Below are 25,498 nucleotides of genomic sequence, written 5' to 3' on the forward strand. Positions count from 1 at the left end.
ACGGTCGCGCACGACGGTGACGTACGCGGCCCGCTCGGTGGAGGACGTGCGGCGTGTCCTGCCCGGTCGCTCGTGGTTCCGCCGAGAGCGCGGGTGAGCCGACGGGCATGCTGGGGGCATGGAGTTCGCGGACGAGGCGAGGGAACTGCTCCTCGTCGCGCCCGCCGACTTCGTGCGGGAGCGCACCACGCGGCAGCGTGCGGTGCGGAAGGACGACCGAGCGCTCGCGACGCGCATCGGCGGTCTGCGCAAGCCCGCGCCCGCGGCGTGGGTGGTCGACCTGCTCGCGCACGAGGGCGCCCTGGACGAGGCGGTCGAGCTCGGGCCCGCGATCCGGCAGGCCCAGGAGGATGCGGACCCCGACGAGATCCGACGGCTCCGCCGCCAGCGGTCCGACGTCGTCGCCGCGCTGGCGCAGGCGGGGGCCGACCTGGCGTCCGACGCCGGGCACCCGCTGACATCCGCCGTCCTCGACCAGGTCCGCGCGACGATCGAGGCTGCGATGGCCGACGGACACGCGGGCGCCGCCGTCCGATCCGGCCTGCTCGTCCGACCGCTCGAGAGCGCCGGGTTCGACGACGTCGACCTCGACGGGGCACTGGCCGATCCCGACGCGGTCCCGGACGCGTGGTCCGGTACCGACGCCGAACCCATCCCGATCACCAGCGCGCGGCGATCCCGGAAGGGGAGCCGAGCCTCCCGGCCGGAGCCGGAGCCGGAGCCGGAGCCGGAGCCGGAGCTGCAGCCGGAGCCGCAGTCCGAGCCGGAGCCGGAGCCGGAAGCCGAACCGCAGGCCGAACCCGGACCGCGTACCGACCCAGCTGCCGAGCGCCGCGCCGCTCGCGAGGCCGAGGCGACCGCTCGGGCCGAGTCCCGCGATGCCGACGCGGCCCTCGACGCGGCGGAGCAGGAACTCGAGGCCGCCGAGGACCGTCGTGCCGAGCTCGAACGGCAGCTCGCCGAAGCAGTCGTCGAGGTCGAGCGGGCCGAACGCGCGCGCGACGAGGCAGCGGACGCGAGTGACCGCGCGCGGGACCTCCTGCGCGCCGCGCAGCACCACCGCCGAGACGTCGGTCGCTGACCGGTGACGACCCTCAGGCACCAGCCGATCGCTCGGAACGCACCTCCGCGACGAGCCGCTGCACGCGCGACCACCGACGACGCTCAGCGACGGCGAGGACGACCACCAGGACGGCGGTCGCGAGGACGATGGCGGGGACGAGCGGCCCCGGGGAGCCGAGCAGGACGATCCCCAGTCCGACGAGGCTCGGCAGGGTCGCCGCCGACGTCCGGCGCTGCCACCGGGTGATCGCGTCGACCAGGTCGACCGATCGCGGCGTGGGTACCTCCGCACCGCGGAGCTGTCGGCGGAGGTCCCGACGATCGGCAGCCCCGAGGAGTGCGACCGGAGACCGGGCAGGGAGGAACGGTTCGAGTCGCCCGCGCCGTCGAGCGACCGACCACGCCCCGACCGCCACGACCCACCCGAGGACCGCGACGGCGACGCGCCAGTCGAGCCCACCGAGGACCGCGAGCGGCACGTCGATGCCGGCCACCAGCGTCGCGGCGGCGGCGAGGGCGGCCTGGATCGACGGCCCGCGTCCCCGCCTCGGTCCGCGGGCGAGCGCTTCGGCTGCGCGCGCCGCCGCTGCCCACCGGTCGTCGGTGGCCGGGTCGCGCGCGGGCAGGGACTCGTTCGTCGACACGCCCCGACGCTAGCGACGCGTCCTGACCGCAGGGCTCGACGGCATCTCATCCACTCGGATGAAAGGTGCCGCCCGAGCTCGCAGCCGCGTCGACGCCCGCCCTACGCTCGCCGACATGACCTCCTTCCTGCGTCGCCGCGTCCGGCACGTGCTGCCTCCGGTCGTCGGTGCCGTGTACCTGGTGCTCTGGATCGTCGCCGAGGCCGGACGCTCCGAGCTGACCGGGCACGTGCTCGTCGTCGCCGCGTTCGCCGTCGCCATCGGGTTGACGAACTGGATGCCCGCGACGGCGCTCGGCCTGGTCGTGGTGGTCCCGCTGCTGCAGGCGCTGCACCTGCTCGACCGCCCGCGCGCGACGACGTGGCCGGAGTACCTGGCGATCGCGATCGTCGTGGGCGTCGTCGGTGCAGGGCGGTCGGGGCTGCTCCGGTGGCTCGCGGTCCCGGTGCTCGGCGTCGCGAGCATCGCCGCCGCCTGGGCGATGGCGGTGCCGACGGTCGCCGACCCCGACGTCTGGGGCAACTGGACCGGGGCGCACTCGGGGACGCGGAGTGACCTCGTGCTCCTGTCGCTGGCGATCGCCGGCGCGAGCGGCATCGCCTGGGCCGCCGGCGTCGCCGTCGGTGCAGCGTGGCGGATCGGCCTCGCCAGGACCCGCGTCGTCGCGGCCGAGCGGGAGACCGAGGTCACGACCGCCGAGCTCCGCGCGGAACAGGAACGCGCCAGGATCGCCCGCGACGTGCACGACTCGCTCGCACACTCGCTCGCCGTGGTGGTCTCGCAGGCCCAGGGCGCCGCGGCGATCGCCGGTGCCGGCGCACCGGCAGCGACGGCCCTCCGCGACATCGCCGACGTGAGCCGGAGCGCCCTCGGCGACGTCCGTGCACTCGTCGAACGCATCCAGGGCACCGGGTCGGTGGCGGTGCACGGCCTCGTGGACGTCCCCGACCTCGTCGAGGACATGCGCGACCTCGGCATGCGTGCGACGTTCGAGCAGCACGGTGTGCCCGGAGCCGTCGGCACGGCGACCGGGGGAGCGGTGCACCGGATCGTGCAGGAGAGCCTGACGAACGTCCTCAAGCACCAGGGGCGGACGGCGTCGACCCGCGTCGTGCTCGACTGGCGCGGCCCGGGCCTCGGCATCGTGGTCACCTCGCGAGGGGACGCGCCCCTGGTGCAGCTCGACGGCGCGGGCTCGGGCATCGAGGGCATGCGGGAGCGGGCACGGCTCGCCGGCGGGTGGCTCCGGGCCGGTGCGGGTGACGACGCCGACGAGTTCGTCGTGACCGGTTGGGTGCCCGTCGAGGACGCCCGGTGAGCGCGATCCGCGTCGCCGTGGTCGACGACCAGCACCTCTTCGCCTCCGGCATGCGGATGCTCGTCGAAGCCCAGGACGACATGGTCTGCGTCGGCACCGCTGCCGACGGCGCCGCGGCGCTCGAGCTCTGCGCCGACGAGGACCCCGACGTCCTGCTCCTGGACCTCCGCATGCCGGTGCTGAACGGCATCGAGACCACCGCACGCCTGGCCGCGCAGGGCGGAGACCGCCCGAGGGTCGTGGTGTTGACGACGATCCGCCGCGACGAGGCCGTGCTCGCCGCCCTCCGTGCGGGAGCGGCGGCGTTCCTGACGAAGGACGCCCTGCCCGATGTGGTGCTCGGCACGATCCGCGACGTCCACGAGGGGCGTCCGGCGCCGACCGAGGCCGAGGCGCTCGACCTGCTCCGCGCCGACGGGACCCTCGTCGAGACCCCGCGCCCGGACGAGGTGCTCGACGTCCTCACCGCCCGGGAGCGCGAGGTCTTCCTGCTCGTCGCGAAGGGGCTCAGCAACCAGGAGATCGCGGCGACCGTGTTCCTCAGCGAGGCCACGGTCAAGACGCACGTCCGCGCGGTGCTCACGAAGCTCGGACTCCGGAACCGGATCCAGGTCGTCATCACCGCACACGAACGCGGACTCGTCCGCGCCTAGGGGGAACACCATGCGCATCACCCAGCGTTCCGCGAAGTCCGGCGCACTCGTCCTCGTCCTCGCCGGCCTCGGGGGAGCCGTGCTGCACAGCCTGCCCGAGCCCGCCGACCACGCCGTCCGCCCGACGGTGGAGCGCGACCTCGACACGTGGTCGATGCCGCTCGACGGCTACGCCCAGCCCGGTTGGTCCGAGACCGGGTACGCCGAGTCGCTCCTCGACCAGCCCTGCCTGCGTGACGTCGGCATCGACTTCCCGGTGCCGTGGGCGACGTCCGCGGGCCTGCAGGCAGAGTCGATCGCCGACGAGACGCCGGAACGCGGCAACGACGCTCCCGCACTCGACTGGTCACGACCGCTGAGCAAGGCGGCGGCGGCGGACCTCGGCTACCACCGGCCGTCGGCACGGGGTGCGAACCGTGACGGCTTGCGGCAGTGGGCAGAGGACCCCGAGCACAACGCGGCGTTCGACCGCGCCGACCGGTCCGCCGTCGATCGGTGCTTCGAACGTTCCCGTCGCGCGCTCGGCACGGACGACGACGGGGAAGCCCAGGGCGCCTCGATGACCGTGAAGCGCCTCACCTACCTCGCCGCGGACGAGGCACGACGAGAACCGGCGGTCGTCGCTGCGGCGGCCCGCTGGCGCACGTGCCTGGGACCGCACGCCCCGAGCGCGCTCCCAGAGGACCCGCACGGGATGCCGACCGCTCCGATGCGCCAGGCGTTCGGCATCAGCGGCCTCGCACTGCCCGTCACGAAGGCCGAGATCGCCCTCGCCGAGCACGACCTGGCCTGCCAGCAGTCGTCCGGCTACCGGGAGGCGCTCTACGACGCGCAGTGGTCCCGGCTCCTCCACGTCACCGCCACCGACGCCGCCGTGCTGGCAGCCGCCCGGCCGGACCAGCTCGCGGTCGCCGACCGCGTCGCCAGGACGATCGAGCGACTGGCGCCGGAGGCACCGGAGGACGTCGACTGACGGGCGCCGGCGACGGACCCGCGGTCGCGGGCAGGTGGACCTGGGGGGACCGGTCCGCGACCGTGCGCAGGGACGGACGGGAGGCTCGTGGCGGCACCGCCACGAGCCTCCCGTCCGGTGGTGGGCGGTGCCGCGGTGCGACACGCCCGACGTCCCCTGCTAGACTCACAAACCGACTTCGGCGAGGGCCGCGCAGCGCGCGGCCGTGATCGACGCGGTAGGGAGACCCGGCCCAGTCCTGGGAGCGTTCCTCACGCGTGCACGCGTTCGAGTTGCAACACCACAGACCCCCCGATGCCGGCACCCCGGCGTCGACCCCGACACCAGGAGGCACCATGGCCGACTACACCAAGCTCGCAGCGGAGACCCGCACCAAGTTCGGCAAGGGCGCTGCGCGCAAGCTCCGCGCCGCCGACAAGATCCCCGCGGTCGTCTACGGCCACGGCACCGAGCCGCAGCACATCACCCTCCCGGGCCACGAGACGATGCTGCTCGTCCGTACCGCCAACGCGGTCGTCGACCTCGACATCGAGGGTGCGGCCCAGCTCGCCCTCGTCAAGGACGTCCAGCGCGACCCGGTGCGCCAGATCATCGAGCACATCGACCTCGTCGTCGTGCGCCGTGGCGAGAAGGTCACCGTCGACGTCCCCGTCGTCGTCGAGGGCGAGTCGTTCTCCGGCACGATCCACGTCCAGGACCTCTCCTCGGTCTCGCTCCTCGTCGAGGCGACCGACATCCCGGAGCACGTGACCGTCGACGTCGAGGGCCTCGAGGACGGCACCCAGGTGCTGGCCTCGCAGCTCGAGCTGCCGACCGGCGCCGAGCTCGAGACCGACGGCGAGGCGCTCGTCGTGCAGATCGTCACCCCGCGTGGCACCGCTGACGACGACGCTGCCGACGAGGCTGCTGCCGAGGCGGGCGCCGAGGCCGGTGCCGAGGGCGGCTCCGCCCCGGTCGACTCCGAGTAACACACCCGCCGCGGAACGTCTGGCCGACGCTGATGACAGGAACGACCCTCGTCGTGGTCGGGCTCGGGAACCCCGGGCCCGGCTACGCGGGGAACCGTCACAACGTCGGCCAGATGGTCCTCGACGAACTCGCCGCCCGCATGGGTGCGACGTTCAAGAAGCACAAGACGCCGAACCAGGTCGCCGAGGGGCGCCTGGTGCCCGGCGGACCGAAGCTCGTCCTGGCGAAGCCGGGATCCTTCATGAACACCTCGGGTGGCCCGGTCTCGAGCGTGCTCGGGTTCTACAGCGCCACCCCGGCGGACCTCGTCGTCGTCCACGACGAACTCGACCTGCCGTTCGACACCGTCCGTCTCAAGGGCAGCGGCGGGCACGGCGGCCACAACGGGCTCCGCGACATCATCAAGGCGACCGGCACGAACGAGTTCACCCGGGTGCGGATCGGCATCGGCCGTCCCCCGGGTCGCCAGGACCCCGCCGACTACGTCCTGCGTGACTTCTCGCCGACCGAGAAGAAGACGCTGCCGAACCTGCTCGCCGACGGCGCCGACGCCGTCGAGGCGATCGCGGAGCTCGGGCTCCTCGCCGCGCAGCAGCGCGTGCACGCGCCCTCCTGACGCGTCCGGTCGAGTTCGCGGATCCGGCCGGGAGGCACGGTGTGGGTCGTCCACGCTGCTGTCCGGTTCCCGCCGGGTCCCCGAACTGGGGGACCGTCACGTCCCCCGGTCGTCGGTAGGTTCACCGTCGGGGCGACCGTCCCGACGACGAGGGGGCGACGTGGGGCGAGCACGACACCGGGCAGGACCGACAGACGTCGCACAGCGCTCCGGCACGGGGGTGCGTGCGGTCCTCGCCGTCGTCCCGGCCGCGGTCGCGCTCATCGCGGTCGGCATGGCCTCCCTGCTCACCCAGGACGGCGCGGTCGCAGCGACCGAGACCTGGACACCGACGAGCGCCGAGTCGTCCGCGCCACCGGTCGCGAGCAGCTTCTCCGCCCCGAACGACGTGCACCACGACGTCGACGGACGACTCCTGGTCGCCGACTTCGCCGGGAACGGCCTGCTGCGCCGCGGACTCGACGGCACCTGGAGCGTGGTCGCTCCGTTCGGCACGGCGCCGGGCGACATGTGGAACCCGTCGGCCGTGACCACCCTCGACGACGGCCGCATCCTCGTCGCCGAGGCCGGGCGGCGGTCGATCACGCTCCTCTCCCCGGACGGGCTCGTCCTCTCCCGGTGGGCCCCGCCTCCGAGCGGACGAGCCGTCTCCGAACTCGCGGTGCAGGGGACGACGGTCTTCGCGGCCGTGCCCGGCAGCGGATCGCTCTGGACGGCCGAGCTCGGCAGCGGGACGTGGACGGCGGTCGCGGGTCCGTGGTCCGACCCGAGCGGCGTCGCGATCTCCGCCGACGGTGGAACGCTCACCGTGACGGACGCCGGACCCGACGAGGTGTGGCAGGTCGACCGCGCGTCGGGCGTCGTCAGCGCGCTCGGGTTCCCGGCCGACGGGCAGACCCGGCTCCGCGGGGTGGCGGTCGACGACGGGGACGTCTTCGTCGTGGACAACGGGAACGGCCGCGTCTGGTCGGACGCCGGTGGCGCGTGGGCTCCGGCGTTCTCGACGGCGCCCGACGGATCGGCACTCGCGAACCCGACCGCCGTGTCCGTCGGCCCGGGTCGGAGCCTGGTCGTGGCGGACTACAACCGGCAGCGAATCGTCACCGCGACGTCGTCCGGCCGCGTGAAGGAGAGCCCGGGCACGAGCCCGACCGCACCGACGGCGGAGCCCCTGCCGTCGGACACCCCGACGCCCGAGCCGACGGCTGGCCCCACGACCGCCCCGTCTCCCGGACCTTCGGCGGAGCCGACGACTCCGGCGACCGGCGAGCCGACGACGCCGGCGAGCAGTGACCCGAGCAGCGGTTCGACCCCCTCGTCGACGGCCGACCCGACCGACCCGCCGACGGCGGAGCCGACCGTCTCGCCGACGGCCGACCCGACCGACCCGCCGACGCCTGACCCGACCGCAGAGCCGACCGCCTCGCCGACGTCCGACCCGACGGGGGAGACCACCCCCGATCCGACGTCGGAACCGACCGCTGCACCGACGTCCGACCCGACGGGGGAGCCCACCCCCGGGCCGACGTCGGAACCGACCGCAGCGCCGACGTCGGATCCGACCGACCAGCCGACGCCGGCGACCGACGAGCCCACCCCCGCCCCCACGGGTGAGCCGACCGACGAGCCCTCCGACGAGCCGAGCGCGACGCCGACGGTGACCCCTGCACCGACCTCGTCGCCCTCCCCGACCGACGATCCCACCGCGGAGCCGACCGCCACGCCGCAGCCCGTCCCCTCGACGGAGCCCGGTCCCTCGACGGACCCGGAGCCGACCGACGAGCCGGGCCCCACCCCGACGCCGCCCGGACCGACCACCCCGGAGCCGACCCCGACGCCGTCGGGCACCCCGGGCGCGACACCGACGACCGACCCGGACCCCCGACCCGAGCCGGATCCCGACCCGACGTGGGGGGCGAGCGCGACCCCGACCCCCTCCGCCCCGGCCACGGCAGGACCGCTCCCGACCGGGACACCCTCGACGGGAGCGCAGCCGTCGCCCGCACCGCCCCCGACGGCCGAGCCGACCGCGGGGCCGGAGCCCGGAGCGACCTCCGCGCCGGAGCCGACCACCGCGCCCGGACCGACCACCGCGCCGGAGCCGACCACGGCGCCCGGACCGACGACCGCGCCGCAGCCGACCACGGCGCCCGGACCGACGACCGCGCCGGAGCCGACCACCGCCCCCGAGCCGACCACCGCGCCCGAACCGACCACCGCGCCCGAGCCCACCACCGCGCCCGGACCCACCACGGCGCCCGAACCGGGGGCGACCACCGCCCCGGAGCCCGGACCGTCGCCCGCGCCCGACGTCTCGTCCGGACCCACCCCCGGTCCGACCGGCGCCCCCGGACCGACGCCCGCACCCGACCCCGACCCGTCGCCCGGCCCGGGCGGCACCACCGGCGGGGGAGGACCGACCGCCCCGACCCCGAGCGACCCGACCCCGAGCGCCGACCCGGGGGCGGCCCCCGGCCGCGGCGGGACCACCGGCGTGACGGGTGCCGACGCGGCGGACGGTGCCGCGCCTCCCGACCGGGCCGGCTCCACGTCTGCGGACCGCAGCCCGACCAGCCTCGCCTGGACCGGCGCCGCACCCGTCGCGCCCGCGCTGCTCGTGGCCGCGCTGCTCGTCCTGATCGGGTCCCGACTCCGTCGCCGCAGCTGACCGTGTTCGCCGCCCGCGCACGCCGGGCCGGGTGTCGGACGCCGCCGGTACCATCGTCTGAGTGACGATCTCGGGCATCATCCCTGCGCTCTCGCGCGCCTCCGCGTTCGATCGCGTCCTCCGCGCTGCCGGGCGTGACGCGGACTTCTCCGTCGTCGACGGCCTGCGGGTCCCGTTGCTCGGCGCGCTGCTCGCCGAGCGCAACGGTCCCCAGTGCCTCTTCGTCGTCACCGCCACCGGGCGCGAGGCCGAGGCGGTGCGCGGCGCCTTCACGTGCACGGTCCCCGACGCCGAGGTCCTCGAGTTCCCCGCGTGGGAGACCCTGCCGCACGAGCGCCTCAGCCCGAGCGCCCAGACGGTCGGCACCCGCATCGCGACGCTCCGCAAGCTCGCCGCGTGGCAGGACGCCGATCCGGCCGACCGCCGCACGATCGTCGTGGTCGCGAGCGTCCGCGCCGCACTGCAGCCCATCGCGGGCAACCTGACGTCGCTCGCCCCGGTCGCACTCGCGACGGGTTCACGCGGCAACGACCTCGCGGCCATCGCGTCGCAGCTCGTCGACCTGGCCTACGCCCGGGTCGACCTCGTCACCCGCCGCGGCGAGTTCGCGGTGCGCGGTGGCATCCTCGACGTCTTCCCGCCCGGTGCCGACCACCCGGTGCGCGTCGACTTCTTCGGCGACGAGATCGAGGCGATCAAGGCGTTCTCGGTCGCCGACCAGCGCACCACCGACGACGACCTCGGCTCGGTCGAGCTCACCGCCTCGCGCGAGCTCCTGCTCAGCGACGACGTGCGCCAGCGGGCACGCGAGATGCTGCACGAGTTCCCGAACCTGTCGCAGATGCTCGCGAAGATCGCCGAGGGGATCCCGGTCGAGGGCATGGAGTCCCTCGCGCCGGCCCTCGTGCAGGACCTCGTGCCGATCACCACCTACCTGCCCGAGACCGCCACGATCGCGGTCCTCTCGCCCGAGCGGGTCGCCGGTCGCGCGCACAGCCTGGCCGAGACGAACACCGAGTTCCTGCAGGCCGCGTGGAGCGCCGCGGTCGCGGGCGCACAGGCACCCATCGACCTCGACGCGGGCAACTTCCTGTCCGTGCAGCAGCTCAAGAACACCCGCGGCCAGCGCACCTGGTGGACGGTCACGCCGTTCGACTCGGGGCTCGACGAGGGTGACCGCGAGCGCGTGCTCACCGACGCCGAGGCCGCTGCCGAGGCCGGTGAGTACATCCGCGTCCGAGCGGAGTCGATCCCGAGCTTCGCGGGCAGCGCGGACGGGGCCGTCGAGCACGTCAAGCAGCTCGTCGACGACGGGTGGGGCGTCGTCGTGACGGCGCAGGGCAAGGGGCTCGTCGAGCGCGCGGTGCAGGTGCTCGCGGACGCGGGTGTCGCGGCTCGTGCCGAGGACCTCACCGCGCCGCCCGAGCCGGGTGTCGCGATCGTCACCACCGCCACCGTCGAGGCCGGCTTCGCGACCCCCGACCCGCGGATCGCCGTCCTGAGCGAAGCCGAGTTCTACGGCCGCAGCGTCCAGCAGGGCGCCCGCACCGTCAAGAAGCTCGCCGCCCGCCGCAAGAACGTCGTCGACCCGCTGCAGCTGAAGCCGGGCGACGTCGTCGTGCACAACACCCACGGCATCGGCAAGTTCGTCGAGCTCGTCTCGCGCGAGGTCAGCTCCGGCGGTCGCAACGCCGTGAAGACGCAGCGTGAGTACCTCGTGCTCGAGTACGCCCCGTCGAAGCGGAACTACCCGGGCGACAAGCTCTTCGTCCCGACCGACCAGCTCGACCAGCTCTCCCGGTACGTCGGCGGCGAGAACCCCACCCTGTCCAAGATGGGCGGCTCGGACTGGTCCGCAGCGAAGTCGAAGGCGCGCAAGGCCGTCCGCGACATCGCCGTCGACCTCGTGAAGCTGTACTCGGCACGCATGGCCTCGAAGGGGCACGCGTTCGGCCCGGACACCCCGTGGCAGCGTGAGCTGGAGGAGGCCTTCCCGTTCGCCGAGACCGCCGACCAGCTCACCACCATCGACGAGATCAAGCGCGACATGGAGAGCCCGATCCCGATGGACCGCCTGCTCTCCGGCGACGTCGGCTACGGCAAGACCGAGGTCGCGATCCGCGCGGCGTTCAAGGCCGTGCAGGACGGCAAGCAGGTCGCCGTGCTCGTCCCGACGACGCTGTTGGTGCGTCAGCACATGGAGACGTTCCAGGAGCGCTTCGCGGGCTTCCCCGTGCACCTCCGCGCACTCAGTCGCTTCCAGACCGAGAAGGAGTCGAAGGAGACGATCGCCGGCCTCGCCGACGGCACCGTCGACATCGTGATCGGCACACACCGCATCCTGTCGCAGAACATCGCGTTCAAGGACGTGGGGCTCGTCATCATCGACGAGGAGCAGCGGTTCGGCGTCGAGCACAAGGACCAGCTCAAGAAGCTCAAGACCAACGTCGACGTGCTCGCGATGTCCGCGACCCCGATCCCGCGGTCGCTCGAGATGGCCGTCACCGGCATCCGGGAGATGTCGACGCTCGCGACCCCGCCGGAGGACCGCCACCCCATCCTGACCTTCGTCGGGCCGCAGTCCGACCTGCAGGTCGCCGCCGCGATCCGCCGCGAGCTCCTGCGCGAGGGCCAGGTCTTCTACGTGCACAACCGCGTGAAGGACATCCAGTCGGTGGCGTCGCACCTGGCCGAGATCATCCCCGAGGCCCGGATCCAGGTCGCCCACGGGCAGATGTCCGAGGGCACCCTCGAGCAGGTCATGGTCGACTTCTGGGAGCGCAAGTTCGACGTGCTCGTGTCGACGACCATCGTCGAGACGGGCCTGGACATCGCCAACGCGAACACGCTGATCATCGACAAGGCCGACAAGTACGGGCTGTCCCAGCTCCACCAGCTCCGAGGTCGCGTCGGCCGCGGGCGTGAGCGCGGGTACGCGTACTTCCTCTACGACGCCGACAAGCCGCTCTCCGAGACCGCGCAGGACCGTCTCGAGACCATCGCCGCGAACAACGAACTCGGCGCCGGTATGCAGGTGGCCATGAAGGACCTCGAGATCCGGGGTGCCGGCAACCTGCTCGGTGGTGAGCAGTCCGGGCACATCGCGGGGGTCGGGTTCGACCTCTACCTGCGGATGATCGGCGAGGCCGTGTCCCAGTTCCGGGGAGACGTCGCCGAGGGGCAGACCGAGCTCCGGCTCGAGATCCCGGTCGACGCGCACATCCCCGAGGACTACGTCGAGTCCGAGCGGCTCCGGCTCGAGGCGTACCAGAAGCTGTCGGCCGCATCGGCTCCGGCTGCGCAGCCCGAGGCGATCGACATGGTGCTCGACGAGCTCACCGACCGCTACGGCCAGCCGCCGCAGCCGGTGCTCACCCTGGTCGAGGTGTCGCGCCTGCGGCGCATGGCGCAGCAGGTCGGCCTGTCCGACGTCGTCGTGATGGGGTCGAACCTGCGGATCGCGGGCAAGGAGCTCGCCGACTCGGCCCAGGTCCGGCTGAAGCGCATGTTCCCCGGCGCGCGCTGGTTCCCGCAGCAGGACGCCGCGAGCATCCCGCTGCCGAAGCCGCACGGCGAGACGCTGCCCGACGACGGGCTCATCGAGTGGGTGGAGAGCATCCTGACGGCCGTCTACGGCGCGTCCAAGGCCCCCGCGGAGGCGCCCGCCTCCTGACACGGTCCGGCGCGAAGTGACGCGGCCCGACGCGGCCTGGAGGCGCGGTGCCAGCCGGTACCGCGCCTCCAGGCCGTCGGGTGGCCGTCTTCCGACATCGCACGTGTCGTCGTCCGACATCGCACGTGTCGATCGACCCGTGCTGAGTCGCACGATGCGCCTGCAACGACACGTCCGCGGTCGTCCGACCGCGGACGTGTCGCAGCGCGGCGGCCGCTCGGTGCGTTACTCGGTGGCCTCGGCCTCGGAGAGCTCGCGTCGCGCGCGGTAGCGGCGGGCGCGCAGGCTGACGACGACGGCGGACGCGAGGATCGCGATGCCGGACCCGACGAGCACGGCGAGGACGCCCTCGTCGAGGATCTCCTCGTTCCGGGCGAACGCCAGCTCGTTCATGAGCAGCGAGACCGTGAAGCCGATCCCGCCGAGCACGCCGACCGTCACGATCGACCAGAACGAGAGCGTCGATCGACCGGGGGCGCGGAAGATGCGCGTCGCGACGGCACCGAACAGCGTGATGCCGATGACCTTGCCGACCGGGAGCGCGAGGACGACGGCCCAGAACGTGGGGGAGAGCTCGCCGATGCCGACGCTCGGGATCACGACCGCCGCCGAGGCGAAGGCGAACACCGGCAGGACGACGGCGTTCGACCACGGCTCGACGTTCTCGTGCAGCGTGTGTCCCGGACGGCGGGGCAGGACGAGACCGAGCGCGACGCCGGCGATGGTCGCGTGCACTCCCGAGTGGTACACGAGCCACCACGTCACGAGGCCGACCAGCACCATCGCGGCGATGATCGACACGCGGCCGGTGCGGCCCGGACGCAGCAGCCGACCGAGCACCGCGAAGACGGCGAGGGCGACGACCGCACCGCCGAGCGCGAGGAAGTCGGTGCCGTGCGCGAAGACGACGGCGATGATGACGATCGCGATGAGGTCGTCGAGCACCGCGAGCGCGAGCAGGAAGACGCGGAGCGTGGAGGGCAGCCCTCGACCGAACATCGCCAGGACCCCGAGCGCGAACGCGATGTCCGTCGCGGTCGGGATGGGCCACCCGTGCTGGTAGGGCGTGCCCGAGGTCACCAGGAGGAAGATCCCGGCCGGCACGAGCACGCCGCCGACCGCGGCGATCGCCGGGATGACGGCCGTCTTCGGGTTCGAGAGTTCCCCGTCGAGCAGCTCCTGCTTCAACTCGATCGCGACCAGCAGGAAGAAGACCGCGAGCAGGCCGTCGCTGATCCAGTGCGACACGGACAGGTCGAGACCGACCGCTCCCCACGGCGAGTGCGCGTCGAGGGCTCGTTCGAGGCCCGGTCCGAGCGGCGAGTTCGCCACGAGGAGGCCGAGCACGGCGGCGGCAAGGAGCGCGATCGCGCTGAAACGGGGGGAGCGGACGAGTGCCGACATGGATCTCCGACGGTGTGCGGGTACGGGTACGGGACCGTCGACCAGACTTCCCGACACACCAGGGGTGAGCCTACCGGAGCGGCCTGCGTGCGAGCATGACGCCATGACCGCCGTCACGGACCTCGTCGAAGTCGTCGACCGCCTGCTCGCCCCCGAGGGTGGTTGCGTGTGGAACCGTGCACAGACCCACGCATCGCTCGCGCGGTACGCCGTGGAGGAGTCGTACGAACTCGTCGACGCCATCGACTCCGGCGACGACGACGACCTCCGCGAGGAACTCGGCGACGTGCTCTACCAGGTCGTGTTGCACGCCGGACTGGCTGCAGCGCAGGGCCGGTTCGACCTCGAGGACGTCGCCGCCGGTGCTCGCGACAAGATGGTCCGTCGGCACCCGCACGTGTTCGGTGCCGAACGGGCGGACACGGAGGCGGAGGTCGTCCGGGTGTGGCGGGCGGCGAAGTCGGCCGAGAAGGCGTCGCGCACGAGCGTCCTCGACGGGGTCCCGAGGGCGATGCCGCCGCTGGAGCGAGCCGTGAAGCTGCTCGAACGCCTGGAGGAGCGTGGCGACGCCGCCACGGTCGTCGCCGCCGCCGTGCGCGCATCGGGGCGGGAGATCGGGAAGACGCACGGGTCGGCGGACGTGGGCACGGTCCGGTCGGCGGGTGCGAACGCTGTGGACGAGCGGTGGGGCGCGCGCATGCTCGCCGAGGTCGCCGCGGCGCGGGAGGCGGGCGTCGACGTGGTCGCGAGCCTGCGCGCTGCGGTGACCCGGCTGGAAGCCGAGGCGCGCGTCGGGGAGTGAGCCGGGCCTCCGAGGCCGGTGGGTTGCGCCGCTGAGGCGGGGCCGCCGCGCTACCGAGACGGGGCCGTCAAGCCGCTGAGACGAGAGAGCGGGCACCCTCCCAACCCGAAAAAGGAGGGTGCCCGCGAGCGGGCCACGACGTGCCAGGGGGACACGACGACAGGGACGCCCGCTCGAACCGCGGGGCACCGTTGCAGCACACCGGCCCCGCGAACGATCTGGTGGCCGGATCAGGAGGCCGCCAGACCGAGGTTCTGCATCCAGAGTATCAGTGGACCGGATGCGGCGCAAGGTCGTGCCCTGGTTCTGGCAGGATTGGCGGCATGGCGACGACCGTGACGGCTCCCCGTGGCATGCGTGACTTCCTCCCGGCGGACAAGGCCCGTCGCGAGCACGTCCTCGGGGTGGTTCGGGACGTGTACGCGCGACACGGGTTCGACGAGATCGAGACCCCGGTCGTCGAGGACGCCGCACGCCTGCACTCGGGGCTGGGCGGCGACAACGAGAAGCTCGCGTTCGCGGTGATGCGCCGAGGGCTCACCACCGAGGACCTCCAGAAGGCGGATGCGCCGCTCGACCTCGCGGACCTCGGGCTCCGCTTCGACCTGACGGTCCCGCTCGCCCGCTTCTACGCCTCGCACCGCGCCGAGCTGCCCTCGGTGTTCCGTGCCGTGCAGATCGCACCCGTGTGGCGTGCCGAGCGTCCGCAGAAGGGGCGCTACCGGCAGTTCGTCCAGTGCGACATCGACATCCTCGGCGAGCCGGGGCAGCTCGCGGAGATCGAGCTCATCCGCGCGACCACCGCCGCGCTCGACGCGCTCGGCATCGCGGACACCACCATCCGCATCAACGACCGACGCATCCTGCTCGCGCTGCTCGCCTCGTGGGGGATCACCGAACCGGACGCCGCGGACCGGGCGCTGATCACGGTCGACAAGCTCGACAAGATCGGTGCGGACGGTGTGGCCGCCGAGCTCCGCGCGACGATCGGCGCCGACCTGCCGGGCCTCGAGGACACGATCCGTGCGCTCGAGGCCGCGGACTGGGCATCCGTCGAGGGGTCGCCGTGGCTCGATGCCGAGGCGTTCGCGGACCTGCTCCGCCTCCGCCGGGCCCTGCCGGGCGTGGACCTGCGCTTCGACCCGACACTCGTGCGCGGCATGGGCTACTACACGGGCACGATCTTCGAGGTCGCCCACCCCGACTTCGGCTACAGCCTCGGCGGCGGCGGTCGCTACGACGGCATGATCGGACGCTTCCTCGGGCAGGACGTGCCCGCGGTCGGGTTCTCGCTCGGGTTCGAGCGGCTCGTCGACCTCGTCACGCTGCCGGAGTCGGCCGAGTCGGACGCCGTCGTGCTCCTGTACGACAAGGACGTCGACCCGGTCCGCCTCGCGGCGCTCAAGACCGAGGCCCTCGCGTCGCACCGTCGCGTCCGGCTCGAGCGGCGGCCGAAGAACACCAAGAACCTGCTCGCGAGCCTCGCCGAGCAGGGCTTCGCGGCCTTCGCCGGTGTGCGGGCCGACACCGAGACCCTGGAAGGTGTCGAGTTCCGCCCGCTGGCGTGAACTCCTCCACACCCGACGTCATCCGCGGCGAGGCGTCCACCGCGCCTCGGTAGGATCGACCCGCTGTCCACCACAACCGAACTCGTAGGGAGTACCCCGTGGCCCAGATCGATGCCGTAGGCGCACGCGAAGTCCTCGATTCCCGAGGCAACCCGACGGTCGAGGTCGAGGTCCTCCTCGACGACGGCGTGGTCTCGCGCGCGCTCGTCCCGTCCGGTGCCTCCACCGGTGCGTTCGAGGCGTACGAACTCCGCGACGGCGACGCGAACCGCTACGGCGGCAAGGGCGTCCTGAAGGCCGTCGACGCCGTCCTCGACGAGATCGGCCCGGCGCTCGAGGGCTTCGACGCCACCGACCAGCGTCTCGTCGACGCCGCGCTCATCGAGCTCGACGGCACCGAGAACAAGTCCCGCCTGGGCGCCAACGCGATCCTCGGCGCCTCGCTCGCCGTCGCCCGTGCCGCCGCCGACTCGGCCGACCTGCCGCTGTTCCGCTACCTCGGTGGCCCGAACGCGCACACGCTGCCCGTCCCGCTCATGAACGTCGTCAACGGTGGCGCGCACGCCGACACCAACGTCGACATCCAGGAGTTCTTCCTCGTGCCCTACGGCGCCGAGAGCTTCTCGGAGGCCCTGCGTTGGGGCGTCGAGACCTACCACGCCCTCAAGGGCGAGCTGAAGAAGCAGGGTCTCGCGACCGGCCTCGGCGACGAGGGCGGCTTCGCCCCCGAGCTCGCCTCGAACCGTGCTGCGCTCGACTTCCTGCTCGCCGCGATCGAGAAGGCCGGCTTCACCCCGGGCAAGGACATCGCGCTCGGCCTCGACGTCGCCGCGACCGAGTTCTTCCACGACGGCAAGTACGCGTTCGAGGGCAAGCAGCTCTCGAGCGAGGAGTTCACCGGGTACTTCTCGGACCTCGTCGCGAACTACCCGCTCGTCACCATCGAGGACGCCCTGGCCGAGGACGACTGGGAGGGCTGGAAGCACCTCACCGCCGAGCTCGGCTCGAAGCTGCAGCTCGTCGGCGACGACCTGTACGTCACGAACCCGAAGCGTCTGCAGCGGGGCATCGACGAGCAGGCCGGCAACTCGATCCTGGTCAAGGTGAACCAGATCGGCACGCTGACCGAGACCCTCGACGCCGTCTCCCTGGCGCACCGCCACGGCATGACCGCGATCCTGTCGCACCGCTCGGGCGAGACCGAGGACACCACCATCGCCGACATCGCGGTGGCCGTCGACGGAGGCCAGATCAAGACCGGTGCCCCGGCCCGCTCGGACCGCGTCGCGAAGTACAACCAGCTGCTCCGCATCGAGGAGGAACTGGGCGACGCCGCGGTCTACGCCGGCCGCACCGCGTTCCCCCGCGCCGCTGCGCTCTAGGTCGCACCCGCTCCACCACGAGACGCCGTCCTCCTCCGGGAGGGCGGCGTCTCGCCGTCCCCGGGCGCTCCCGCTGTCGCCGTCGAGCCGGTCCGCCCTCGCCCTCGAATCGGTCTGCTCTCGCCCTCGAGCGGGCAACATCTGCGACGTTCGGCGCAGCAGTCCGACGGATCTCGCCCACTCGGCGGACGCGAGCGGCACGTCCTGCCCGTTCGGCGGCCAGCTGGCCCAGCGGTGGACGCCCGGCGGTGGGTGGCGGACGGGAGGCGCGTGGCGGCCGTGCGCCGCGCCTCCCGGCCGCTGGGAGGGTGCCGAGCGACGCACGACGGTCCGCGTGCCGGGTCACGTGACCGTGCCGCGCCGGGTTATCGTCGAGCCGTGCCCAGCCAGAAGCCCCGCGTCCGCCGCATCCCCGTGGCCGTGCCGGAGTCCGGTGCGCACGAGCAGCCCTGGTACCGGTCCATCCGGTTCTCCGGCTTCAGCCTCCTCATGCTCGCGATCATCGTGCTGTTCGTCGTCGTGCTCGCCCCCTCGCTGCGGACGCTCATCCAGCAGCAGGAGCAGATCGCGCAGCAGCAGCGCGAGGTCGCAGCGCAGAAGGCCGACGTCGCGCAGAAGAAGCAGGACGTCGCGCGGTGGGACGACCCGGCCTACATCGAGGCCCAGGCCCGCGACCGGCTGCTCTACGTGTACCCGGGCGAGGAGAGCTACCTCGTCATGGGTGCGGAGCAGGCGAAGGGGTCGGACAGGGCCGAGACCGACTCCGGCAGCCCGGTCAGCTCGACGGTGCAGACGCCGAAGGTCGACTGGGTGCAGGCGATGCTCTCCAGCGTGCTGCAGTCCGGACTGACCGAGAAGACCACCGAGCAGCTCGTGGCGCCCGACGTCTCCGGCACCGGAGACCCGACCGGCGCCGCGACGAGCGACAGCAAGTAGGGCAACCGGGGGTGCCGCGGCGTCACGGAGTGGGACGGCGACCAGGACTCGGGTAGGCTCACGTGCCCGTGACGACCCCTCCCTTCGATCCGCCGTCCGACCGCGACATCCAGGTCGTCTCGGCGCAGCTCGGGCGACCGGCCCGCGACGTCGTCGGGATCGCTGCGCGGTGCGCCTGCGGCAACCCCACCGTCGTGTCGACGAAGCCCCGACTCGCGAACGGCACCCCGTTCCCGACGTTCTACTACCTGTGCCACCCCGCCGCCACCGCGGCCGTGAGCACGCTCGAGGCGAACCACGTCATGCCCGAGCTCGCCGCCCTGCTCGAGGACGAGACCGTCGCGGCGCAGTACCGCGCGGCCCACGAGTCCTACCTGGCGGACCGCGAGTCGATCGAGCACGTCGACGAGATCGACGGCATCAGCGCGGGCGGCATGCCGACCCGCGTGAAGTGCCTGCACGCGCTCGTCGGCCACGCCCTCGCTGCCGGTCCCGGCGTCAACCCCATCGGCGACCTCGCGCTCGAGCGCGTGGACTGGTCGCCCTCCCGCTGTGAGTGCCGGGCGTATGATGGCATCGCAGACGCTGGAGTCGGGGCGGGTGGCGGCGAAGACTGACCAGCCTCCCGGCAAGCAACCACCCCACTCCAAGGAGATCATCCCCCGTGCCCAAGATCCTCGTCGTCGGCGGCGGCTACGCCGGTTTCTACACCGCCTGGAAGCTCGAGAAGCACCTGCGTCAGGGTGAAGCCGAGGTCACCATGGTGGACCCGCTGCCGTACATGACGTACCAGCCGTTCCTGCCCGAGGTCGCCGCCGGCTCGATCGAGCCGCGTCACGCGATCGTGTCGCACCGTCGTCACCTGAAGAAGACCCGTGTCGTCACGGCGAAGGTCACGAAGGTCGACCACGCCACGAAGACCGCGACGATCACCCCGGCCGAGGGCGAGGCGTGGGAGGAGTCCTACGACCAGATCGTCATGACCGCCGGTGCCGTCTCGCGCACCTTCCCGATCCCGGGCGTCGCGGACGAGGCCATCGGCCTGAAGACCATCGAGGAGGCCGCGGCGATCCGCGACAAGATCCTCACGAACTTCCACAAGGCGGCGAACCTGCCGGCCGGTCCCGAGCGCGACCGACTGCTCACCGTCGTCGTGGTCGGCGGTGGCTTCGCCGGCATCGAGGTGTTCGCCGAGCTCCGCTCCTTCGCGTCCGACCTGCTGAAGAGCTTCCCGCAGCTGTCCTTCGACGACACGCACTTCCACCTGGTCGAGGCGATGGGCCGCATCATGCCCGAGGTGTCGCTCGAGACCTCGCACTGGGTGCTCGAGAACCTCGCGTCCCGCGGCGCGACCGTGCACCTCGAGACCCAGCTGGCCTCGGCCGAGGGCGGCGTCTGCCAGCTCAAGGCCAAGGACGAGTCGATCGAGACCATCGAGTCCGACCTCATCATCTGGACCGCCGGCGTCATGGCGAACCCGATGGTCAAGGGCACCGACTTCCCGCTCGAGCAGCGCGGTCGCATCCGCGTGCAGCCCGACCTCCGCGTGGTCGACGACAACGGCGTGATCGCCGACGCGTGGGCCTGCGGTGACGTCGCGGCCGTGCCGGACCTGACCGGTGGCGGTGTCGGCGGCTTCTGCGTGCCGAACGCCCAGCACGCCGTGCGCCAGGCGAAGCAGCTCGCGAAGAACCTGGTCGCGGTCGTCCGCGGCGAGGCGACGACCGACTACAAGCACGAGAACCTCGGTGCCGTCGCCGGCCTGGGTCTCGGCACGGGTGTGTTCCAGTCCGGCAAGTTCGCCATGAAGGGCTTCCTGGCCTGGGGCGCCCACCGCGGGTACCACGGCCTGGCGATGCCGTCGTGGGAGCGCAAGTGGCGCGTCATCGGCGACTGGGTCGGCGGCTTCTTCCTGGGCCGTGACATCGCGTCGCTCGACGACCGTGAGACCCCGCGTGCCGCGTTCGAGGCCTTCGCGTCGCGCCCGAAGCCCGCTGCAGCCGAGGAGCCCAAGGCCGTCGCTGCCCCGGCTCCGGCGGAGGGTCAGCCGGCCGACGCCGCGGGCCCCGCGTACGCCACCCCGGCCGAGGACGTCTCGAAGGACGCTGCGCCCGTCGCAGCCCCGGCGGACGCCAAGTAGCACCAGCACCAGCACCAGCACCGACGGCCGTCGCCCCACGTGGGGCGACGGCCGTCGTCGCGTCGGTAGGCTGTTGCGGCCCGCCCCCGTGGCCCAATCGGTAGAGGCACGCGACTTAAAATCGCCGAGTTGTGGGTTCGAGTCCCACCGGGGGTACGCGAGATTTGGCGCGCCGTCGGCAGCGCCGCCGGCCGCGCCGCGCCGCCGGCCGGCCGGCCGGCGAGTCTCGGCTCCGCGGACAGTTTCGCGGATCGGCCGTCGCGAACGTGTCCGCACAGGCGAGTCTCGTGCGAGCGCCCCGCCGTGTCCGCACAGGCGAGTCTCGTGCGAGCGCCCCGCCGTCCGCACAGCCGAGTCTCGTGCGAGCGCCCCGCCCGCACAGACCCCCGCCGCGCAGTAGCATCGACGTCCGTGGTCGGACTCGGAAGCGCTCTCGCGAACCTGCGCAACGCGCTCAACCGACCCGAGGCGCACGTCGAGGTCGTCGACGGCGAGACGGTCCCCACCGGGATGCTGCTCGGGACCCTCGGCGCCCTGCTGCTCGACGCCGGCAGCTCCGTCACCGACGTCCGCTCCGCGCTCGAGAAGGCCCGCGACGCCGCCGGGGTCGGACCGACGCTCGCCGTGGGTGTCCTGCCCGCACTCGTCATGGTCAGTGAGGTCGCCACCGGCGCCGCCACCATCGTGAACGCCGAGGGCGTCGAGCTCTCGTCGCGTCAGGCAGCGCGGGCGAACCGCCTCGTGCTCGGCCTGGAACGCGGTTCCATCGCCCTCGCCGAGATCCCCGCCCGGGTGCGCGCGATCCGGACCGGTACCGTGCCGCCGCCGGCGCTGCCGTGGATCACCGGGAACGCCCTCACCTCGGTCGGACTGGCCGTCGTGTTCCGCTGCCCGTGGTGGGCGATCGTGCTCGCGCTCGTCGTCGGTGCCCTGGTCGGTGTGCTCAGCCTGGTGCTCCGCCGCTTCCGCGAGGCCGTCGCGATCATCCCGTTCCTGGCCGCGTTCATGTCGACGAGCGTCGTCGGCCTCGTCGCCGCCGGCACCGGGTTCGACCACGTGCCCCTGTTCGCGGTGTGTGCGCCCGTCGCGGTCTTCGTGCCCGGCGCGCTGATCACGAACGCGCTGCTCGAGCTGACGGCCGCCGACATCGTGACCGGAGCCTCGCGCCTGGTGCAGGGGCTCATCACGCTCGGCTTCATGGCCGCCGGTATCGCCGCGGGGAGCGCCCTCACCGGCCTGCGCGTCGACCCGTCGTCGGCGGCCCTCGTCGGCGAGGTCGCCGGCGTCGGCACGCTCCGCGGTGGTTGGGAGGCCGTGCCGTCCTACTGGGTGTCCTGGGTGGCGGTGGCGGGCCTCGCCGTCGGCCTCGGGCTCGTGTTCCGCTCCGGCTGGCGGCTCACCGTCGTGTCCGTCGCCGTCATGATCAGCGCGTACGCGGTCGTGAGCGGGACGACGCCGGTGTGGGGCAGCGTGGTCGCGACCGGAGCTGCGGCCGCGCTGCTGTTCGTCGCGACGCGGTTGCTCGAGCGTGTGGTCCCGGTGATCCCGGCGACGGTGTCGTTCTTCCCCGCGTTCCTGCTGCTCGTTCCCGGCACCGTGGGACTCGTCGCGGTGACCACGTTCGACCCCGTCGCGCTCGGCACGCCCCTGGCCACGTTCGTCAGCCTGTGCATCGGGACGAAGATCGGAGGCCTGCTGCCCGGTCTGTTCCGGCGGAACGCCCCGCACCGCGTGGCCTGAGACCTGGGGCTCGCGGCGGTCGGGAGGCGCGCAGCCGCCCCGTCACGCGCCTCTCGTCCGACCGGTGCGGGCCGGGAGGGGCGTGGCGGGCGAGCCCAGCGCCTCCCGTCCGGTGGGTGGCGGGCCAGGAGGCGCGTGGCGGGCGGGCGCGGCGTCTCCCGTCCGGTGGGTGGCGGGCCGGGAGGGGCGTGGCCAGCGGGCGCGGCGCCTCCCGTCCGGTGGGTGGCGGGCCAGGAGGGGCGTGGCGGGCGGGCGCGGCGCCTCCTGTCCGGTGGGTGGCGGGCCGGGAGGGGCGTGGCCAGCGGGCGCGGCGCCTCCCGTCCGGTGGGTGGCGGGCCGGGAGGGGCGTGGCGGGCGAGCCCGGCGCCTCCCGTCCCGTGGACGGACCGGTCAGCGGTGCTGTGCGGCGGTGCGCGAGCCACGCAACCAGACCCAGCAGCAGGCGACGGCGGCGGCGCACAGGGCGGACGCCACCGCGGTCTCGGTCGGTGAGGGGACAGCGGGAGCTCCCGCGCCCGCCGTCACCGCCGCCAGCGCGACCCCAGCGGCGGTGAGGCCGACCCAGCGCGCACGCGCCCCGGCGACGAGCACCGCACCCGTCGACCCGGGCAACGGCAGCAGCGACACGACGAGTGCCCCGACCGCGCCGACGCAGAGCGTGGTGGCGAACTCGGCCGTCAGCGTCGTCCAGAAGCCCGACCCGTGCACCAGCGAGTGCAGGACCCAGCCGACGGTGGCGACGCCGAGCAGCGCGGCCGAGCGGGCCGTGGCGCTCCGGACCCCGCGGGCGAGGCTCGAGCCCAGTCGCAGGGCGGCGGTGTCGGCGCCGGGGCGGCCGACCGGGACGAGGACGGCCCCGACGACCAGGGCGGGGGAGAGGTCCGTGACGCGGGTCAGGGCGCAGCCCAGCACGGCGGCGAGCACGAGCCAGGGGGAGACGCGGAAACCGACGGCGGCGCGGTCCTTGCCGGCCGCCCAGCGGGTGGCCAGGACGACGACCCCGGTGGTGACCGCCGAACCGAGCAGCACCGCGAGCGCGAGCCGGACGTAGCGGGCCTCGAGCGCGACGCCGACACCGAGGAGCGTCGTGACGACCACGATCCCGACGCCGACGGCCGCCGCGGCCCAGGTGGGCAGGACCTCGTCCCCGAGTCGTCGCTCCGTGCGCGAGCGGTTGCGGCCGAGCAGCGCGGCGAACGGGTTGCGCAGGCGACCCCGGGCCGTGGCGCCGACCACCGCGAGCGGCACGGCGACGAGCACGAGGAACCCGGCGGCGACGCCGGTGGCGAGCAGGACGGTGCCCCACGAGAACGAGGCCTGGATCGTCGGGACGCCGCGGTCGTAGGCGGTGTCGGCGGTCCAGTCGCCCGCGGGGCCGGACCAGTCGGACACCCCGCTGGTGCTGCCCCCGGCGCCTGCCGTGCCGCTGCCCCCGGACGTCCCGGTCGACCCGCCGCCGCTCGTGCCGGTGTCGGTCGGGGTCCCGGTGCCGTCCGTCGCACCGGACGTGTGGTCCGGCGTCGTCCCCGGCGTGCCGGACGACGACGTCTGCCCGCCCGGGGCCCCGGAGGCACTCGCGCTCGGCCCGGCGCTCGGCGCTGCGGTCGCGTCGCTCAGCACGACGCGGACCCCAGACGACGACGGTGAGGAGTTGCCCGCGGCGTCCTGCTGCATCGCGCTCAGCACTCGGGTCCCGGCGGGTGCGGTCGCGCCCGTCGTCGTGCACGCCCACCGGCCGTCGGCACCGACGTCGGAGCGGCACACCGGCGAGCGGTCGACGTACACGGTGAGGACGGCGCCGGGCTCACCGGTGCCGCGCACGGTGAACGGCTGGGAGCGGACGCGCTCGTCGGACTCCGGCGTGGTGACGACCGGTGCTGCCGGGGCGGTCCGGTCCACGACCACCGTCCGCGGGGCCGAGGGGGCGCTCCGCAGGTCCGAGCGGAAGCCGTTCGCGGTGCTCGCGGTCTGCGCCGCGGAGACCGTGATGCGCCCGTCGCGCGCGCTGCCGGGCAGCGCGACGGTCCAGCGACCGCCGGCGTCCACCCGCGCGGTGCGGTCGGTCGGGGTGCCGGAGACCGACACGGCGACGGTCGCTCCGGGCAGGCCGGTGCCGGACACGGGACCCGAGGTGGGACCGTCGGTCATGACGGCCGGCGGGACGACGACGTCCGAGGCCGGAGCACGGGACGACCCGAGCGCGGCGTCGGTCTCGTCGGCGACCGTGAAGACCTGCTGCGGACCCGAGTGGACGGTGGCGATGCACGACCAGGACCCGTCGGTGGCCACGGTCGTCGTGCAGCCGCTCGAGCCCGTGGCCGCCGGTCCGGTGACGCGCAGCCGGTGCCCGGGGGTGCCGGCACCGTGCAGCCGGACGGTGGCGGTCGTGACGTCGCCGGGGTCGGCGATGCTCGGGCGGACGGCGGGGCGGTCCGTCGGCGAGGGTGCCGGGGAACCGGTGTCCGGTGGCAGGGTGCCGAACTGGGGGAAGGGCGTCGGGGAGGCGGTCCGGGCCGCGTCGTCGTCCTGCTGCGTCGCGGTGTGGGTGGTGGACGTCGTGGACGTCGTGGACGTCGTGGTCATCGCGGTCGCGGACGTCGTCGCGGGCGCGGCTGCGGCGGGCTGTGCGCCGAGCAGGACCGTCCCGGTGGCGAGCACCGTCACCAGCGCCGCGGCCAGCAGCCCGACGCGCGATCGGGGTCGACCGACGGGACCGCCGCCCCCGACGGTCCCCTCCTGCGCGTTGTCCCCGAGCCTGTCCACCGTCTCCATCACACGCGATCATCGGGCTCGGGTCAATCCACCACCCGGATGATGTGTCCCTGGACCGATCCCCGGCTGGGGGTCCCCGGACGGTGGGTGTGCGCCACTCGGGAATCCCCCGTGAACCAGACTGCGCGAACGGGTCGTGCCGGTGCGCCTCGGTACACTCGTGGACGGTCGTCCCACG

General features: G+C 73.6%; 18 protein-coding genes and 1 tRNA gene. 16 read left to right on the top strand and 3 right to left on the bottom strand.

Annotation, left to right across the window (positions count from 1 at the left end; all coding sequences use genetic code 11):
* Positions 1–118: 118 nt before the first annotated feature.
* Entirely contained in the window at positions 119–1,081 is a 963-nt protein-coding gene (locus NI26_RS16775) for a hypothetical protein (RefSeq protein ID WP_066652519.1), read from the top strand.
* 13 nt (positions 1,082–1,094) lie between these two features.
* On the opposite strand, the gene NI26_RS03710 is transcribed toward NI26_RS16775, so the two are convergent.
* Positions 1,095–1,706, bottom strand: coding sequence for a hypothetical protein (locus NI26_RS03710; protein ID WP_066652521.1), 612 nt, complete (start codon positions 1,704–1,706; stop codon positions 1,095–1,097).
* 115 nt (positions 1,707–1,821) lie between these two features.
* On the opposite strand from NI26_RS03710, the gene NI26_RS03715 reads away from it, so the two are divergent.
* From NI26_RS03715 to mfd, 7 genes are all read left to right on the top strand, one after another.
* Positions 1,822–3,024 carry a sensor histidine kinase gene (locus tag NI26_RS03715; protein WP_066652525.1) on the top strand — a complete coding sequence of 401 codons (1,203 nt, stop codon included), beginning with the start codon at positions 1,822–1,824 and terminating at the stop codon, positions 3,022–3,024.
* Complete coding sequence (locus NI26_RS03720) at positions 3,021–3,677, top strand: response regulator transcription factor (protein WP_081984677.1); 657 nt, start codon at positions 3,021–3,023, stop codon at positions 3,675–3,677. The genes NI26_RS03715 and NI26_RS03720 overlap by 4 nt, the downstream gene beginning before the upstream one ends.
* A gap of 10 nt (positions 3,678–3,687) precedes the next feature.
* Positions 3,688–4,650: a hypothetical protein gene (locus NI26_RS03725; RefSeq protein ID WP_066652530.1), complete on the top strand. Its 963-nt coding sequence runs from the start codon at positions 3,688–3,690 to the stop codon at positions 4,648–4,650.
* A gap of 335 nt (positions 4,651–4,985) precedes the next feature.
* On the top strand, positions 4,986–5,618 hold the full coding sequence (locus NI26_RS03730) for a 50S ribosomal protein L25/general stress protein Ctc (protein ID WP_066652537.1): 633 nt from the start codon (positions 4,986–4,988) through the stop codon (positions 5,616–5,618).
* Positions 5,619–5,650: 32 nt separating this feature from the next.
* The gene (gene pth, locus NI26_RS03735) at positions 5,651–6,235 is read left to right on the top strand and encodes an aminoacyl-tRNA hydrolase (protein ID WP_058742290.1); all 585 of its coding nucleotides are present in this window, start codon (positions 5,651–5,653) and stop codon (positions 6,233–6,235) included.
* Between the two features lie 160 nt (positions 6,236–6,395).
* Positions 6,396–8,903 carry a hypothetical protein gene (locus tag NI26_RS17125; RefSeq protein ID WP_235426499.1) on the top strand — a complete coding sequence of 836 codons (2,508 nt, stop codon included), beginning with the start codon at positions 6,396–6,398 and terminating at the stop codon, positions 8,901–8,903.
* Between the two features lie 61 nt (positions 8,904–8,964).
* Positions 8,965–12,576, top strand: a complete 3,612-nt coding sequence (gene mfd, locus NI26_RS03745; protein WP_066652554.1) for a transcription-repair coupling factor — start codon at positions 8,965–8,967, stop codon at positions 12,574–12,576.
* A gap of 225 nt (positions 12,577–12,801) precedes the next feature.
* On the opposite strand, the gene nhaA is transcribed toward mfd, so the two are convergent.
* Positions 12,802–13,980 (bottom strand): Na+/H+ antiporter NhaA, encoded by a 1,179-nt coding sequence (nhaA, locus tag NI26_RS03750; RefSeq protein WP_066652563.1) that lies wholly within the window; start codon positions 13,978–13,980, stop codon positions 12,802–12,804.
* Positions 13,981–14,083: 103 nt separating this feature from the next.
* Between nhaA and NI26_RS03755 the strand changes: the two genes are divergently transcribed.
* From NI26_RS03755 to NI26_RS03790, 8 genes are all read left to right on the top strand, one after another.
* Positions 14,084–14,782, top strand: coding sequence for a MazG family protein (locus NI26_RS03755; RefSeq protein ID WP_066652572.1), 699 nt, complete (start codon positions 14,084–14,086; stop codon positions 14,780–14,782).
* A 323-nt stretch (positions 14,783–15,105) separates the two neighbouring features.
* Positions 15,106–16,350, top strand: a complete 1,245-nt coding sequence (hisS, locus tag NI26_RS03760; protein ID WP_066652581.1) for a histidine--tRNA ligase — start codon at positions 15,106–15,108, stop codon at positions 16,348–16,350.
* 98 nt (positions 16,351–16,448) lie between these two features.
* The gene (eno, locus tag NI26_RS03765) at positions 16,449–17,732 is read left to right on the top strand and encodes a phosphopyruvate hydratase (protein ID WP_058728084.1); all 1,284 of its coding nucleotides are present in this window, start codon (positions 16,449–16,451) and stop codon (positions 17,730–17,732) included.
* 378 nt (positions 17,733–18,110) lie between these two features.
* Positions 18,111–18,668 (top strand): FtsB family cell division protein, encoded by a 558-nt coding sequence (locus NI26_RS03770; RefSeq protein ID WP_066652590.1) that lies wholly within the window; start codon positions 18,111–18,113, stop codon positions 18,666–18,668.
* Between the two features lie 68 nt (positions 18,669–18,736).
* Positions 18,737–19,285: a DUF501 domain-containing protein gene (locus NI26_RS03775; protein WP_066652599.1), complete on the top strand. Its 549-nt coding sequence runs from the start codon at positions 18,737–18,739 to the stop codon at positions 19,283–19,285.
* Positions 19,286–19,332: 47 nt separating this feature from the next.
* Positions 19,333–20,808: an NAD(P)/FAD-dependent oxidoreductase gene (locus NI26_RS03780; protein ID WP_066652606.1), complete on the top strand. Its 1,476-nt coding sequence runs from the start codon at positions 19,333–19,335 to the stop codon at positions 20,806–20,808.
* A gap of 82 nt (positions 20,809–20,890) precedes the next feature.
* Positions 20,891–20,964: transfer RNA gene (locus NI26_RS03785), tRNA-Leu, on the top strand.
* Positions 20,965–21,219: 255 nt separating this feature from the next.
* Positions 21,220–22,548: a threonine/serine exporter family protein gene (locus NI26_RS03790; protein WP_081984684.1), complete on the top strand. Its 1,329-nt coding sequence runs from the start codon at positions 21,220–21,222 to the stop codon at positions 22,546–22,548.
* Positions 22,549–22,938: 390 nt separating this feature from the next.
* Here NI26_RS03790 and NI26_RS03795 read toward each other — a convergent pair whose 3' ends face one another.
* Entirely contained in the window at positions 22,939–25,320 is a 2,382-nt protein-coding gene (locus NI26_RS03795; RefSeq protein ID WP_066652611.1) for an Ig-like domain-containing protein, read from the bottom strand.
* Positions 25,321–25,498: the final 178 nt, after the last annotated feature.

Source organism: Curtobacterium sp. MR_MD2014 (assembly GCF_000772085.1).
Classification (GTDB): domain Bacteria; phylum Actinomycetota; class Actinomycetes; order Actinomycetales; family Microbacteriaceae; genus Curtobacterium.

Coding starts and splice junctions, on each gene's coding strand:
- NI26_RS03795 (WP_066652611.1), bottom strand. CDS start 25,320: ATGGAGACGGTGGACAGGCTCGGGGACAACGCGCAGGAGGGGACCGTC.
- NI26_RS03730 (WP_066652537.1), top strand. CDS start 4,986: ATGGCCGACTACACCAAGCTCGCAGCGGAGACCCGCACCAAGTTCGGC.
- pth (WP_058742290.1), top strand. CDS start 5,651: ATGACAGGAACGACCCTCGTCGTGGTCGGGCTCGGGAACCCCGGGCCC.
- NI26_RS16775 (WP_066652519.1), top strand. CDS start 119: ATGGAGTTCGCGGACGAGGCGAGGGAACTGCTCCTCGTCGCGCCCGCC.
- NI26_RS03725 (WP_066652530.1), top strand. CDS start 3,688: ATGCGCATCACCCAGCGTTCCGCGAAGTCCGGCGCACTCGTCCTCGTC.
- NI26_RS03715 (WP_066652525.1), top strand. CDS start 1,822: ATGACCTCCTTCCTGCGTCGCCGCGTCCGGCACGTGCTGCCTCCGGTC.
- NI26_RS03755 (WP_066652572.1), top strand. CDS start 14,084: ATGACCGCCGTCACGGACCTCGTCGAAGTCGTCGACCGCCTGCTCGCC.
- nhaA (WP_066652563.1), bottom strand. CDS start 13,980: ATGTCGGCACTCGTCCGCTCCCCCCGTTTCAGCGCGATCGCGCTCCTT.
- hisS (WP_066652581.1), top strand. CDS start 15,106: ATGGCGACGACCGTGACGGCTCCCCGTGGCATGCGTGACTTCCTCCCG.